Source organism: Marinobacter confluentis (assembly GCF_004785685.1).
Lineage (GTDB): Bacteria > Pseudomonadota > Gammaproteobacteria > Pseudomonadales > Oleiphilaceae > Marinobacter > Marinobacter confluentis.
Genome location: NZ_SRPF01000006.1, coordinates 63928 through 77168 on the forward strand (window position 1 = coordinate 63928; position 13241 = coordinate 77168).

Below are 13241 nucleotides of genomic sequence, written 5' to 3' on the forward strand. Positions count from 1 at the left end.
GTTGGTGGTTTCGCCAGTTTTAATACAAGAAAACCGGCCACAGAGGGCCGGTTCGCTGATCACCTGTGGGTTCAGGCAGCTTTTCTGCGGCGCGCCACGGTGAGGCCGGCCAGGCCAAGGCCGAGCAGCGCCAGAGTGCCGGGTTCCGGAACGGAAGCAATGCTGACGTTGTCCAGAAGGATGCCAATGTTGTCGCCACCAGTGTGGTTGAAGATAAGGTTGTCTGTTGTTGCGCTGTTAACGGTGAAGATATAGCTGATGGTTGTCCAGGGATCGTTCCCATTCAGCGTGATGGTTTTATCCAGAATACCGCCAAGAATCAGGTCCACGGTGTCGTTGCTGCCGTTGCGCTGGTTGCCGGACACATCGAAGCTCAGGGAATAAGTGCCAGCGTCAAGCAGCAGATCGATGCTGGTAAAAATACCGGCATTGCCGGTTGAGCCGTCCAGATCAACACACTTGCCGGTATTGCCGGCGCATTCCAGCGACCAGTCACCGTTGGCCACCAGGTCAACCGTACCTTCGCTGACGGTCCAGTTCGTAAAGCTGGTGTAGTTGGTGTCTGAGCCGGTCTGCACCAGCACATCCGGTACTTCCGAATCGAAGTTATCAGAGAAGATGACGCCTGCGTTGGCGCTCATGCAGCTTGCAGACAGCAGTGCGGCAAGGAATGTTTTTTTCATGACTGACTCCGGGTTCAGAAAAGTAAAACGTGTTTTGGGACCGGTTACGGATCGTTGTTTATGTGAAAGCAATATCCGGGCCTAAAAAAATATGCATATGAATCAGTCTTCTAGAGTCTTGGGTTTTAGTGGGTGTAAATAAACTCGACATAACCTTCAGGGGGATAGGTTATTGCTGTGGTGAGGCTGTGGCGTGTTGTCTCGATTGAAATCTGGTTAACTGGAATAGGGAATAACAGGGTCCAATGCAGCAGGTGGAGTATGTGCGGTCGCTACAACGTCATCGATGACTTATTGGTTCAGGAACTCCTTGAAGCCCTGGAAGTGGCTTCGAAAGTTCAGACACGGCTGAACATAGCGCCGGGCGCCAAAGGCCAGATTGTCTATGAAACCTGTCAGGGCAGAACTCTGCAGGATGCCATCTGGTCACTGCTGATCGAACCGAAACCCGATGGCACCGGCTATCGGCCCTCGCCAAAATACAGCACCTTCAACGCCCGGGCTGGAAGCCTCGGCAGCAGCCCGCTCTGGAAAAAGAGGTTCCACTCCCAGCGTGCCATAATCCCGGCCAGCGGTTTTCATGAATGGACCGGTGAGAAAGGCCGGAAACAGTGCTACAACATACGGCAGGTTGATAGCGCTATTGCCTTTGGGGGGCTGTATGAGTTGTGGGATTTTCAGGGAGCGATCGTTCCTTCATTCACGATCATTACGCTTCCGCCCCACCCGAATTTCAGCCACATTCATCCGAAGAGTATTCCGTTAATGCTGAGGCCAGAGGATTTTGATCTGTGGCTGGACCCGCATGTGACCAATACGGACCCATTGCAGCATCTGCTGCGCACCAGAATCAGCGCGACATTGTTAGCCGAGCCGGTAAAATCGCCGGAGCACCTGGAAAAGGCCGGCGAGGGGGAGATAATTGAGGCTGATGAAAGCTGATTGGTTCTTCCGGAATGGATACCATCAAGTAGTCGACAGACCGATTTCTGAACGAACGCACCTGCGGTGCGCGTTTGCAATCGCCCCCATGGATTGCTAATTTACCGCTTCGTTGGGGAGTAGCCTGCTTCCAGCACTCGGAAGAGTTCGCATCAACATACTTGGCCACATGCCATGGTGCGAACGCCTCTCGGTTGGCGAGACCATCGATATGTCCATGCCCAAGGTCGGGCGTGTGGACGTATCGTGGACTCGATTTGCCCGGCCGGAGACTGTGTAATGAATCCGATTGCCCTCCTTTTGCTCGCATTTGCCATGTCTACCGACGCGTTCGCTGCTGCGATCGGCAAAGGCGCGAGCCTCAAGAATCCACGTCTCATTGAAGCCTTCAAAATTGGGCTTATATTTGGTTCGATTGAAGCCGTTACCCCGCTCATCGGCTGGCTAATTGGTCAGTCAGCGTCCGCTTATGTGGAAGCCTGGGACCACTGGATCGCCTTTTCGCTGCTTTTGATTCTGGGCTTGCACATGATTTACGAGGGCATCAAGCCTGAGGCGGAAGGTTCGGCAAAAACAGCGGAGCAGTCTTTCCTGAAGACCGGTTTAACGGCGCTTGGTACGAGCATCGATGCGATGGCAGTTGGCGTGGGGTTGGCCTTCACCAGCGTGAACATCCTGGTCGCTGCAACTCTGATTGGATTGGCAACAACCCTCATGGTCACGATCGGCATTATGATGGGCAAAGTTGTCAGCGCTGTTCTTGGCCACTGGGCTGAAATTTTCGGTGGCTTTACGCTTATTGCCGTCGGTATATGGATACTTGTTGGTCACCTGCAATGAATGGCGTTGTCTGGAAATATTCAGCGGCAACACGCTGGATAATGGTCAATGCGTGACGGGAAGCCCAACGCGCTTCAATACAGCGCATCCTTCACGTTAGCGACAGGCCGATCTGCCAACCCTTGATAAATCTGGTGCTCACAAGAGCTTACGCATGAAGCTCGAAGTTGACGGACACAGGTCTGAAAACTGGTTTGTTTCTCTGATAGCAGCCGGAGCGTGCTGGCGACAAAGGTGCTGATACCCCAGACGTGAAAAAAAATCAGCCGCCGTGGTCGTTAAAAGATAAAGGGCTTCGATTTCCATGAGCGAAGCGTTCAATTCTGCGTGCTTCACTAGCGCTTGTCCAAACCCTGATTTTCGCACGTCTTCGTGGGTTGCCAGCGAGCGGAGCATCGCAACTGTGTCGCAAATCTCGATGCCGACGGAACCGATCAATCTGCCACTCTGATGGCAGCCGAAGAAGTAAATCGACCCGGGCTGGTTGATGTCTGAGGTTGGCAGGCCAGAGCGCTTCAGAAGTTCAACCAGAGCATGATCGGGTTCAATTGGAATAATCTTCATATCAATTCAGCCAGTAGTGCCTGTGGGTGATCGGTTGGCCGTGCCATTTCCGACGGGTTGTCCAATTCAGGCTTATTTTTTCCCTCAGGCCCCTTTCTAACAACGGGATAAAATCTCTTCATGATTAGCTTTTAGTTAACTAAAATCGATGGCATTCGTGTCATCAGCCAAAACCCAGAACCAGGCCATGCGCCGGATGCCAAAACCTCCGCTTCGCTCTGGTTTTGTCACCGGTGATTGCGGTTTACCGAAAATCTTAATGTTCGCGTTGGTCGCAAAGCGAACATTCAGATGGTGCGTGGTCCTACCCACGAAAAGTAGACACTCGTTTATGCGCATCTGCGCTCATATTCCACCGGGCTGAGATAGCCCAAAGCGGAGTGTCTTCTCTTTCGGTTATAAAACACTTCGATGTACTCGAAGATAGCGGATTTGGCTGCCGCGATCGAATCAAAAAGCTCGGCGTAGATCAGCTCCACCTTGAGGCGGCTGAAAAATGATTCCATGGGTGCATTGTCCCAACAGTTTCCCTTGCGGCTCATGCTGGGTACACACTGTCTTGATCGCAGGTAATCCTGATAGCCGGTTGATCGGTATTGAACCCCGCGATCCGAATGCACAATCAGCCCTGGTGGCACCTCTCGTCGTCCGTACGCCATGCTCAACGCATCGGTAATCAACCGCTCGGTCATGCTCATGTCCAGGGACCAGCCAACGATCTGGCGGGAATACAGGTCCATCGCGGTTGCCAGGTACAGCCAGCGATCCTTCACCCAGATATAGGTGATGTCGGTCGTCCACTTCTGATTGGGGCGCTCGGCGGCGAACTGACGCCACAGCAAGTTATCGGCGACATTGGCCATTGCCTCAGAAGTACGACTGTATTTGAAAGCCTTGCCGTTGCGGGCACGGATTTCCTTTTCCCGCATGATGTTGGCCACGTAGTTCACAGAGCAGGGCACACCCGCAGCCGTTAATTCCCGGGCGATGCGTGGGGCACCATAGCGGGCTTTGAAGCTGGCGTAGGTGTCCACGATGGCGGCTTCAGTCGCTTCCCTTCGCTGCTCCCTGAGACTGACTGGGCGCTGTCTCCAGCGATAATAACCACTAGCTGACACCTCCATTACGCGGCACATCAGGCGAACGCTATATTGCTGACAGAATTCACTGATCAGCGCGTACTTCACTCTTGGGATTTCGCGAAGTACGCAGACACCTTTTTTAGAAATTCATTCTCCTTCTTCAGGGTCTCGTTCTCACGCCGCAGCTTGCGTATGGCCTCGCTCTCGGCCTTGGAGTAATCCACGCCGTCAACGCTGTTAAACTGCTTGTCCGACAGGCGGGTAAACTGACGACGCCAGTTATAAATCTGGCCCGGATGAATGCCCAGCTCACGGGCGACCGAAGCGGCAGTATTACCAGGTTGATCGGATCTGCGAACGGCTTCCCGACGAAATTCCTCAGTGTAGGACTGGGTCTTCTTACGGCTCATGGAGCACCTCCGTGTAGGGGCTACCCTAACTATAGAAGGTGTCTACTGTTCGTGGGTAACTCGGAAACTTAACGCTGAGCTTTGAGGAATTTTTGGAGCCGAAAAGCGGCGGAAAAAAATATACAATAACAGCGACTCGTTATCACTCCTCGACGTTCGATCTGAGCGAGCGATAATGCTCCATTTTCTCCCTAAATTCGTTGAGTTTGTGGGGAGCGACATACACATACTCAACAATCACCCTGAAAAAATCGTCAATTGCCGCTGCCTGAATAGGAAGAACCGACTCATTGATACCATGAGCTCCAAGATTACCCAAAAGTCTTAGAACATCGCTAAGCTCTGAAAGCGTCGGTGGAATTTCCCCTTTATCAACAAGATTTGCCAATCTTTTTTGCAGCGATCCTTTGCCAGCCCCTCTATCCTCACAAACTGCTTCCAACGACCTACGTATCTGTACGGCAAAAGCATTCGGAGCCAGTTCTTTTATACGGAAAGCTTCCTGGTAAACCTTTCGGATCAACTCTGGTACCGAGTGGTGAAGATTGCCGGATTTCGGATAAATAAGGTCTGCTTGATCAAACTCTTTATCGGAGAGCTGATCACCCATATTGTCGTAAAGGAGAACTTGATGGCAGGTTTCACAAACAACGATGAAAGTAGACCATGGATGTTCGTCTTCAGAACCGTCAGAAACCGACCAGGTTTTCTCCATATGTCTCTGAGTATGAATCAGACGTTGCGGAGCTTGATTACCGCAATGAGGGCAATACTGAACTCTCGTCAAAGGCTCCGTCATAATCAATCCCTCTGTGATAACGCCCCGCATCACTTGCCGGCGGAGGGGGGGCGAAGCCCGCTGTAGCCGGTCAGGTACATGCGGATGTTATGCGGCATCTTGGTTTATGCAACCGCTGGTTGTCCACTTACGACCCGAAAAGATCATTGGGTGACCGACTTACCACTAGTTCTCCAAGTGCTTGGCGAAAATCCTTGAAACAACTCACGACACATCTTTCAGCCAGTTCCTTGGAAAGAGGTTGGGGAGCATCAGGCCGCTGGCGTAACGAAATCGTCCCGCATCCTGAACGCGGCGGAGGAACCACTCTCCACCAGAACATCGAGCACATACACGATCGCCTCGCGCAGGGCTGGATCGCGCTTGAGTTCAAGCGGCCGCGCGTAGACATGCCGTTGTAGAAGAACTTCAAGCATGAATACGGTGTTGGATTCGCGCAGCATGTCAGCGGGATTTCCGCGCCTGAGCACGTTCGCGATGCGCACAAACCCGGCTGGCATGGAACGCTCGCCGATGTGATAGAGGAAGCGGACATAGTTGTCCACCACGATCCAGACCGGCGGCAGCGCGTCGAAGAGCGCGTCGACGTTATGGGCATAGCCTTCAAGGCTCCGCCAATGACGGACGTTGTCCTTCCACCACGCGGTCAGGAAGATCGTCGACAGCACCTCGCTGCCTCGGGGATGTTCCCTGTTGAGATGCGTGAGCCACTTGGCGCGCTTGACCCGCTCGGCAAACAGGTTCCATAGGAACCAATAATGCGGCGTATTGGGATTGCGGTCTTCGCTGCTCGTGAACCCCTGGATTACGGTGTGGACCTCGCGCGGATGCCGGTCAACGGCCTCGAGGATTGGCTGGAGGACTTGCTCAGCATCGGCATCTGACGCGCGCATCACAAATTGCTGGATGCGGTCGGATATCGCCTGCTCCCTATGAAAGTTTCTTTCGCGCCTGTCAGGAGCGCAATCGTGCTCACGGTTCCAACACCCCACGAGGTCTTCGCTGGCGCGCCGGTGTGCGGCTACGGCCAGAGGCTCGTTTGGAACATGGCCCAGAATTGTAAGAATTTTCGCGTGCACCTCAGCTCCGAATATCTCGGTGATGTCGAACCTTACGTGCGCATCTTCGGCGATTTCCCCTTCGATCCAGAACCGCCCGCGAACGTCTGCGGCCGCGACGGCCAAGATCGTGCCCACCGTGCGCCGCTTATGGTAATGCTTCTTCTCCTCAGCGTTCCAGTCGCGATCGGCAAGAGCGGCCTCGGTTGCGAGGGCATTGACAGCGCGCATGGCAAGAGCGGGATTCGCGGCCCATAACTCGTCATTTATGCCCCAAGTGGCGTACCAACGGACCTCATCGATAGGATGGGTTAGAGCGGCAATAAAGGCCTGCCGTACGCGCGTCGTCTGTGCTTCAGTAAGGGGCTTGGAGAGCAGCAGTGGCACGACGAAGGCACAGGGACGGTCTGCCAGCATCGAAAACCTCTGCATGCGGTTGATGGTTCCCCACTGGTCCGCGTTTCTGAAGATTTCGGAGCCGATAACGTCGGTGCACCAATCCCTATCTTCCGGTGACATTTCGTCCCAGTGATCGCGGGCGCAAACGGCGGCCACAAATCCGGGAGCGTTACAGCTGTTGTCGGGATGTGCCGCAGTGCGATCCATCCCTTTGGCACTTGCCAACTTCTCCCGCCACTGGTCAGGATCGGCAGAGCCGGCCTCCCGCTGGAAGACTTGGAGGCCCCACATGTAAATACCCAGACGGGTATTCATCTCGCCCATCCTCTTCGAGCTCTCGTCAATGAGCTGCTGAACTTCCGGAGCCGGAGCTTTGGGGTCGAGGCGAACGTAATTTCTCGCAGAGCCCTCTCTGTCCGCTTCCGAGGTTTCGCCCGCTTCGGGCTGGTCGTCGGCCACGTCATACTGACGAAAGTCCATCCGGTGAAGGGCGAGCTGCCATGTGAGGTCGTGGTTATTGCATTCGTCCGGCCCCGGCAGTGCCGCGACGTAGCGATCTATGATGGCGTGAACCCGCGGTGCCATAGCACCAAGTTGCAGGTTTGCGATGGCCGCTTCAAGGTCGTGCTTGCGGTGCGGCAGCGCGTTCGACTTTTCCCGCTCCTCTTCGTAGATCTTGTTTTCGGCGCGGAAGGTCGGGAATAGTCCCGTGAGGCTCGAAGTCTGGCGCTCGCCGGCCATGCGGCTACGATCGATCTCGATGTAGTCCTGCACCGACAGCAGCACCAGAAGGGCCTCGCCCGACCGGTGAGGGTGAGCGGTCGCCACGCTTGCGACGACAGCTGCGAGCGCGGCGGAATCGGTGCGTTGTAGAGTTTCGAGCAGTACCGCGTCGAGCCCCTCGGGATGGAATTTTGCGTAGTCGAGCAACCACTTCTCGAAAGCCATCAGCAACGACTGGAGCAAATAAGGCCCGACGGTCATGCCACGATACAAGCCCCAGAGACGCGGGTTCACCCATTGCTTGCGCCTGGTCCCGTTGGCAAACGTGAGCTCGACTTCCCAGGCTGGTTCGAGGGGGTCAGGGAGACGCGGATGCGCGTACCACTCGGCACTGTGACCGAAGACTTGGATCAGGAAGTCGAGGCCTTCTCTCGGATGGTGCGTAAGCAGATTTATCCACGGCCCCCGAAAGGCACTAGCAGGGAAGAAATTATGGTGCAGGTGTTCTTTGATGCCGAAGTAAAGGTCAACGTCGATGGATGAGCGGCCATAGGGTTCCGCGCATAGATATTCCTCCGTGGCGAGGAAGGTATCCAGTGCGACGGAGATCAGGAGGTCCGGCAGGTCGCGCGCGGCGGGCGCGCCATCTAGCCCCGCAAGGAGGATGTCGCGGAATTCCTCGGCGACGGGATCGCGGTGGTGTCCTTCCTTGATCTGTCCGCGCAGGACGGCTTCGAAGCGCGCTGGGTCGGCTTTCGGGATCTTCGCAATCACCTTCAGAATGCGTTGACGCGTGTCTCCTCCCCTGTAGTGGTCAAAGCTCGGGAGGAGCCAATGGGCAATGCCGGCAACATGTACGGCCCCGTCGATGTCAGGTGCCCACCAGCTAACGCCCCGCACGGCATCCTCGATCAACGCGATAAGCAGCGGTGCGTCTTCTGGTCCGAAACTGCCTAAGTTGCGATGCACCAGCCTCACGACGGTTGCCCAGACCGCACCTTCTGGCACGTTCAGGATCGAGCTGTGGCCGCGAACATCGGCAAGCCACGCGGGCGACGTCACACAGGCGACGCGCAGGAGGTGGATGACCCGCCTGAGGATGGCGCGGTCATTGTCGAGCAGCTCGGCCTCGTGACGCGTGAGGAATTCTGGCGCGGACGGTGCCTTAAGCAGCGAGACCAACGTATCGTCGCGGAACTGGGCGGGCACGTCCGCCTGTGTGATGGCCGCGCTGAACAGCCGGTCCGCTGCGGCTGCGTCGCGGTCGATCAGTTCGGCAACCCACTTCCGGTACGAGCGGCGCACCGCAGGATGGGGTCCTATCGCTGACGACAATGCCTTGAACGCCGTCTCATCCGTAAGGTGCAGCTCCTCGATCCATTGAAGGATAGCCCAGTCCTCGAGGACGTCGTGCGCCGTCGCCACGAGCAAAGCGTTGCTGTCGGGCGAAACAACGAGGGAGTCCTGCTTGAGGAAGGCGATGGCTGCGGCGTTGAGTCCAGTAGCTGGCACGTAATCCGACAGGGCACGTGCCCGGCGCACCGCCAGCTCCTGCAATGCGACTTCGCGCAGCCGCGGCATGCCGTCGGCCGGATTCTGGTCCGCGCGCGCGATCTGCCGCCAGAAGACGGCGCGGAAATCGCGCTCGTTCTTCGGAAGCGGACGTCCCGCATCCCAGGGAATCTGCAATGCCTTATCGATAAAGTACGGATTGCGCAAGATTTCGCGCAGGGCGGGGGTGGCGAGTGGCACTGCCAACGACGGAAAGGCGGCCTGAATTTCCTGCAATTCGGTGTCGTCAAGCGGCGGAACTTCGATGACCGCGTGATCAATCCCCGCCACCTGGAGAAAACTGGCCCGTACCTGCTCCACTGAATAGTCGCGGCAGGTCATGAGGATACCGAGGCCGTCGTCGGAATGGGCGAGCGTCATGAGGTCACTGAAGCCGTCGCGCGTCGGTTTCTCAAGCAGGCGTTCGACACTCTCGATCAAGAGTGCCTTACGGTCCTGAGCGCCGAGGATGGCTTGAAGCTCTGTGGCGCGCGCAGGAATCTGGCTGTTGTGGAGTGTTTCGTCGATGTGGGCGACGGCGAACTCCTCAACCCGGAACCCGAAAGCGAAAAATGCGCGGGAGAGAAAAGCCACCGCTTCCTTCGCGATGACAGATTTGCCGCTGCCCGCCGGGCCCGTTATCAGGACGACTTGGTTCGCCTCCATGGCCGCAAGCACTTTGTGGACGATGGCAGCGCGCCGCAGGTGGAAAGCAGGCCCGATCGTCGTCTGGATCTTCCGAAGCACGAAATCCGTGTGATTCTTCAGTGCGGTCAGTACCCGCTGCTCCTGTGCGCCCACCTCGCCGTACGCCTGAACGAGAGCGACTGGAAGGTCGGTGCGTTTCAGGCTCCGCGCTCCCGGTCCGGCCTCGCTGGCATGGCCTAGAAGAGCATCCCAGGCAGCCGCCGCACTGGCAAGGGGATCTGGGTCGGTAGACTTGAGCGCGAGCAGCGTCTTGATGTGCGCCTCGGTCTGGCGAGTGGAGCTGTGCAGGTCAAGGCTCAGGACGTGGAGCACCCGCAGGAAAGGCCAGAGGTCTTTGGCGAAGACGGGCGTTCCTTCCAATGCGCTGACGATGCGGCAGAGCTCGTTACACTGGTGGATGGACTTCTTCGAGATGAAACCGTCGAGAGACAGCCGCCGTTGGAATTCTTCGCCGTCGGCCGCGCCCCGCGCGCAGTCGAGCAGCCCAACGAAATTCTCTAGAAGAGTATTTGTGCCGCGCAGCGTGACAAGCACAAAGCGGTCATGCTGGGGATTGAACGGGTCGGCCTCCTTGAAATCTCTCCAGAAGTCGCCAATGGCCTTCTTGCATTCGTCGTCGGCGGCACTGATGGTAAAGCTGCGTTTCACCTGCCCGACGAGCCGCGCAGTGACCGAGCCTGCGCGCGCGCAGACGATGAGAATATCGTCCGTATTGAAGCCGAGATGTTCGGTCTGGAAATGGACTTCGGTGACGCCGGTATCGGTCAGGATCGGCGGGATGCTGCGCACGAGCAGCTGCGCTAACCAGTACGCCGCGACGTGTTGCTCGAAGAACACACCCTCGCCGCCCGTGGAGATCGGACTTGAAACTCGTTTCTGGCTTGGGCCATCCATGCAATTCACCAAATTTTCCATTGTTTCGCTAGTCGGGGAAAGTCTTTCAAGACTAGTTCGATGACGACGTCATGCGAGTGGTTCCACGTCCCGTCCGATGGTTGCACGGACCAAGTGTACTAAGAACGCTTGATGTCGCGTAATGCCATGCGCAGCGGCCGGTTTGTTGCGCGAAACCTGACAAACCAGTCCGACTAATTAAAGATTTTCCAGGCGACTATCACTACACCATACGTGCTCATCGCCGTGTAAGGAGCTGTAAATTATTCGCACTGCAAACTCATGATCTAGGCTTTGGAACTTCTCAGAGTCTTCTAGCAAGAACGCGATTTTCGCTAATGTGATTTCTTCGCCTGCCGCCATAACACCGTGCTGACCCAGGTTGGTGATTGAGGAACTATGGCGGATGTCGTTCTTGTTGAGCATCTCCTTGACCGATTCCCCAAAAGGTTTGTCCTCAATTGGCTGTAAGTTCAAAAAATATTGAACTTTTTTAAAATACGCCGGGCCGTTTCCCTTGTTCGTTATCGAAAAAGAGTATCCAGTTGGACCCTCATTTTCATGCCCAACGATCACGGGAGACTGTCCTAGCCTGTTATTTCGGCGAGTCTCATAAATGCTATAAGCCGAAGCCACAAGGGCTAGGCCTGAAATTATCAAACTCGCGTCCATAAATACCTATGTTTAAAGCGACTAGGCAGTGCGCTTCATCAGTGCAGAAATTTGACTGCGTCATTATTACTGACTTTGAACCATCAATCACGCTGCACGTGGATTGATAAAACAATAGCTTAGCCGAGCATAGCCATCTCTGCTATGTAATCATTCAACGCCTGCAATTTGCTCCGTCAATCTATTGGATGAAAGCGCTGTGATTAGTTTGGAGGCTCTGGCGGAAAGCCCTGACTCGAATGTTCGCTTTTGTTTAAGAGCGTGGGGAGCTTGGTTTGGTCGCAAAGCGAACCATGTTCTTTGTAGCAACGGGTGTAACCAGATCGTTTAGCGGGAATCCTTTACCATTCGGAGGAAGGAAGTGCGAGGGATGCACAAGGCCGTCTCGCAAAGCGGGATGAGCGAATAGCGAGCCCGGAGAAGCACGCCCCGAAGGGCGCGCTCAGGTGATCGCGATCAAAGTGTTGGTGTACTAACCAGGTGACGGGCTGAGCTCAGGCCGCCTCATGATCAGACTTTCGAGGCTTGATGAGCTTCTTGATTTGATCGGATTTCTCCGCGCGGACACGACGCAGGTCATAATCGGTCTGCAAATTGAGCCAAAACTGCTCAGTAGTCCCAAAGTAACGAGCCAAACGCATGGCCGTATCCGCGGTCACACCACGACGCTCGCGAACAATCTCGTTCAGGCGCTGTGCAGGAACATAAAGTTCTTTTGAAAGCGCATTCACACTCATGCCAAGAGGCTCAAGGTAATCCTCAAGTAAAATCTCTCCTGGATGGATAGGGCGCATACCTACAGTAACCATTGCGCGACCTCCTTAGTGGTAATCAACAATCTCCACGTCTTCCGCCCCTTCATCTGTCCAGCGGAAACACAATCGCCACTGGTCATTGATCCGGATGCTGTGTTGCCCCTCTCTGTCTCCAGAGAGCGGCTCAAGTCTATTCCCGGGCGGAGACTTTAAATCTTTAAGAGCTTCAGCGCTTAGCAGCTGCTGTAACTTACGCTCGGCCGTTCGCTGGATTGCATTGAAACGCCGAGTCTTACCTGTTTTTACAAGCTCCTCTGTGTGCTTGCACTTAAAGCTCTTGATCATGGTTACCCACCTTATAACGTTGCACGTTAAACGTGAAATACGATTTAGTTATATAAGAACATTTTTTATAACTTTCTGAATCGAGAAAACACTTGGCGGGAGTGCTGCAGTTTACCACGAAAACGCATCATCCGGTCGCACTTGCGAACCATATAAAAAGGCCCGAGAAAGCGGGCCAGGAAAAAACAAACCAAACTTACCAAGCAAAGCCTGGCAGTCTGATTTTACGAGAGACGCTACCATAGCGATTGATTACTGAGTGTAGGAGACCGTTCTCTGGCAAACTTGGCAGTTTCAAAGCTCTGTACAATTTATTCGATAGTCAGCAGAGCCCACTGTATAAAAAGGTCCGTCAGGGTCGAAGTGCTCCGGAAATCCGCACCGAAAATGGTAGCGCACGGTTTCAGTAACGGACATTACTAAGGAGCAGTTGGATTAAATACCGGGGGCAGGTCATGCAGGCCAAAATCAAGCATCTTCAGAGATCTGTCCGCGGTAACCGCAGAATTCGTGAGGACAAAAGGTCCGCTTCTGTTTAGCAGCAACCGATGTACCGGAAAAGATGGATAAGAGCGGCCAAAACTCCCGGGTTAGATCACCATAATGTGGCCATTCCGGCCAAATTATGGTTTCACGACCACAGCTTTTCGAAAACAGGGTGCAAGGATGGTGGGCCCAGGTGGACTCGAACCACCGACCAAGGGATTATGAGTCCCCTGCTCTAACCAACTGAGCTATAGGCCCTTTTTAACGGGTTCCGCTCCCAGGCGGGAGCAGGAAAGCGGGCGCCATTATACCCGTGAGGGTAGGCGCCCG

The 13241-nt window shown here is 55.1% G+C and carries 11 protein-coding genes, 1 tRNA gene and 1 riboswitch; of the genes, 2 read left to right on the plus strand and 10 right to left on the minus strand.

From position 1 onward, the window contains the following. Window positions 1-71: 71 nt before the first annotated feature. Window positions 72-683: a PEP-CTERM sorting domain-containing protein gene (locus E5Q11_RS15995; RefSeq protein ID WP_135804456.1), complete on the minus strand. Its 612-nt coding sequence runs from the start codon at window positions 681-683 to the stop codon at window positions 72-74. A 261-nt stretch (window positions 684-944) separates the two neighbouring features. Between E5Q11_RS15995 and E5Q11_RS16000 the strand changes: the two genes are divergently transcribed. Together E5Q11_RS16000 and E5Q11_RS16005 are read left to right on the plus strand one after the other, a co-directional pair. Continuing rightward, window positions 945-1625, plus strand: a complete 681-nt coding sequence (locus tag E5Q11_RS16000) for an SOS response-associated peptidase (RefSeq protein WP_135804457.1) — start codon at window positions 945-947, stop codon at window positions 1623-1625. A 102-nt stretch (window positions 1626-1727) separates the two neighbouring features. Then, window positions 1728-1898, plus strand: a riboswitch (yybP-ykoY riboswitch). 6 nt (window positions 1899-1904) lie between these two features. After that, window positions 1905-2465: a manganese efflux pump MntP gene (locus E5Q11_RS16005; protein WP_135804458.1), complete on the plus strand. Its 561-nt coding sequence runs from the start codon at window positions 1905-1907 to the stop codon at window positions 2463-2465. A gap of 138 nt (window positions 2466-2603) precedes the next feature. Here the strand turns inward: E5Q11_RS16005 and arsN2 are convergent, their stop codons facing one another. From arsN2 to E5Q11_RS16050, 9 genes are all read right to left on the minus strand, one after another. Beyond that, entirely contained in the window at window positions 2604-3029 is a 426-nt protein-coding gene (arsN2, locus tag E5Q11_RS16010) for an arsenic resistance N-acetyltransferase ArsN2 (protein ID WP_135804459.1), read from the minus strand. A gap of 329 nt (window positions 3030-3358) precedes the next feature. Then, window positions 3359-4216: an IS3 family transposase gene (locus tag E5Q11_RS16015; protein ID WP_168215674.1), complete on the minus strand. Its 858-nt coding sequence runs from the start codon at window positions 4214-4216 to the stop codon at window positions 3359-3361. Continuing rightward, window positions 4213-4521 carry a transposase gene (locus tag E5Q11_RS16020; RefSeq protein WP_210426337.1) on the minus strand — a complete coding sequence of 103 codons (309 nt, stop codon included), beginning with the start codon at window positions 4519-4521 and terminating at the stop codon, window positions 4213-4215. The genes E5Q11_RS16015 and E5Q11_RS16020 overlap by 4 nt, the downstream gene beginning before the upstream one ends. 142 nt (window positions 4522-4663) lie before the next feature. Continuing rightward, window positions 4664-5320 (minus strand): DUF4145 domain-containing protein, encoded by a 657-nt coding sequence (locus tag E5Q11_RS16025; RefSeq protein ID WP_168215675.1) that lies wholly within the window; start codon window positions 5318-5320, stop codon window positions 4664-4666. A gap of 251 nt (window positions 5321-5571) precedes the next feature. After that, on the minus strand, window positions 5572-10653 hold the full coding sequence (locus tag E5Q11_RS16030) for an AAA family ATPase (protein ID WP_135804462.1): 5082 nt from the start codon (window positions 10651-10653) through the stop codon (window positions 5572-5574). Window positions 10654-10851: 198 nt separating this feature from the next. Then, entirely contained in the window at window positions 10852-11229 is a 378-nt protein-coding gene (locus E5Q11_RS16035) for a hypothetical protein (RefSeq protein WP_135804463.1), read from the minus strand. Window positions 11230-11819: 590 nt separating this feature from the next. Further along, window positions 11820-12134 (minus strand): HigA family addiction module antitoxin, encoded by a 315-nt coding sequence (locus E5Q11_RS16040; RefSeq protein WP_011786638.1) that lies wholly within the window; start codon window positions 12132-12134, stop codon window positions 11820-11822. 12 nt (window positions 12135-12146) lie between these two features. Beyond that, entirely contained in the window at window positions 12147-12425 is a 279-nt protein-coding gene (locus E5Q11_RS16045; RefSeq protein ID WP_011786639.1) for a type II toxin-antitoxin system RelE/ParE family toxin, read from the minus strand. A gap of 667 nt (window positions 12426-13092) precedes the next feature. After that, window positions 13093-13169 (minus strand) — tRNA-Ile (locus tag E5Q11_RS16050). Window positions 13170-13241 lie beyond the last annotated feature (72 nt).

Excerpts from the sequence above, each read along its gene's own strand:
- E5Q11_RS16030 (WP_135804462.1), bottom strand. The coding sequence starts at position 10,653 with ATGGATGGCCCAAGCCAGAAACGAGTTTCAAGTCCGATCTCCACGGGC.
- E5Q11_RS16045 (WP_011786639.1), bottom strand. The coding sequence starts at position 12,425 with ATGATCAAGAGCTTTAAGTGCAAGCACACAGAGGAGCTTGTAAAAACA.
- E5Q11_RS15995 (WP_135804456.1), bottom strand. The coding sequence starts at position 683 with ATGAAAAAAACATTCCTTGCCGCACTGCTGTCTGCAAGCTGCATGAGC.
- E5Q11_RS16040 (WP_011786638.1), bottom strand. The coding sequence starts at position 12,134 with ATGGTTACTGTAGGTATGCGCCCTATCCATCCAGGAGAGATTTTACTT.
- arsN2 (WP_135804459.1), bottom strand. The coding sequence starts at position 3,029 with ATGAAGATTATTCCAATTGAACCCGATCATGCTCTGGTTGAACTTCTG.
- E5Q11_RS16025 (WP_168215675.1), bottom strand. The coding sequence starts at position 5,320 with ATGACGGAGCCTTTGACGAGAGTTCAGTATTGCCCTCATTGCGGTAAT.
- E5Q11_RS16005 (WP_135804458.1), top strand. The coding sequence starts at position 1,905 with ATGAATCCGATTGCCCTCCTTTTGCTCGCATTTGCCATGTCTACCGAC.
- E5Q11_RS16000 (WP_135804457.1), top strand. The coding sequence starts at position 945 with ATGTGCGGTCGCTACAACGTCATCGATGACTTATTGGTTCAGGAACTC.
- E5Q11_RS16020 (WP_210426337.1), bottom strand. The coding sequence starts at position 4,521 with ATGAGCCGTAAGAAGACCCAGTCCTACACTGAGGAATTTCGTCGGGAA.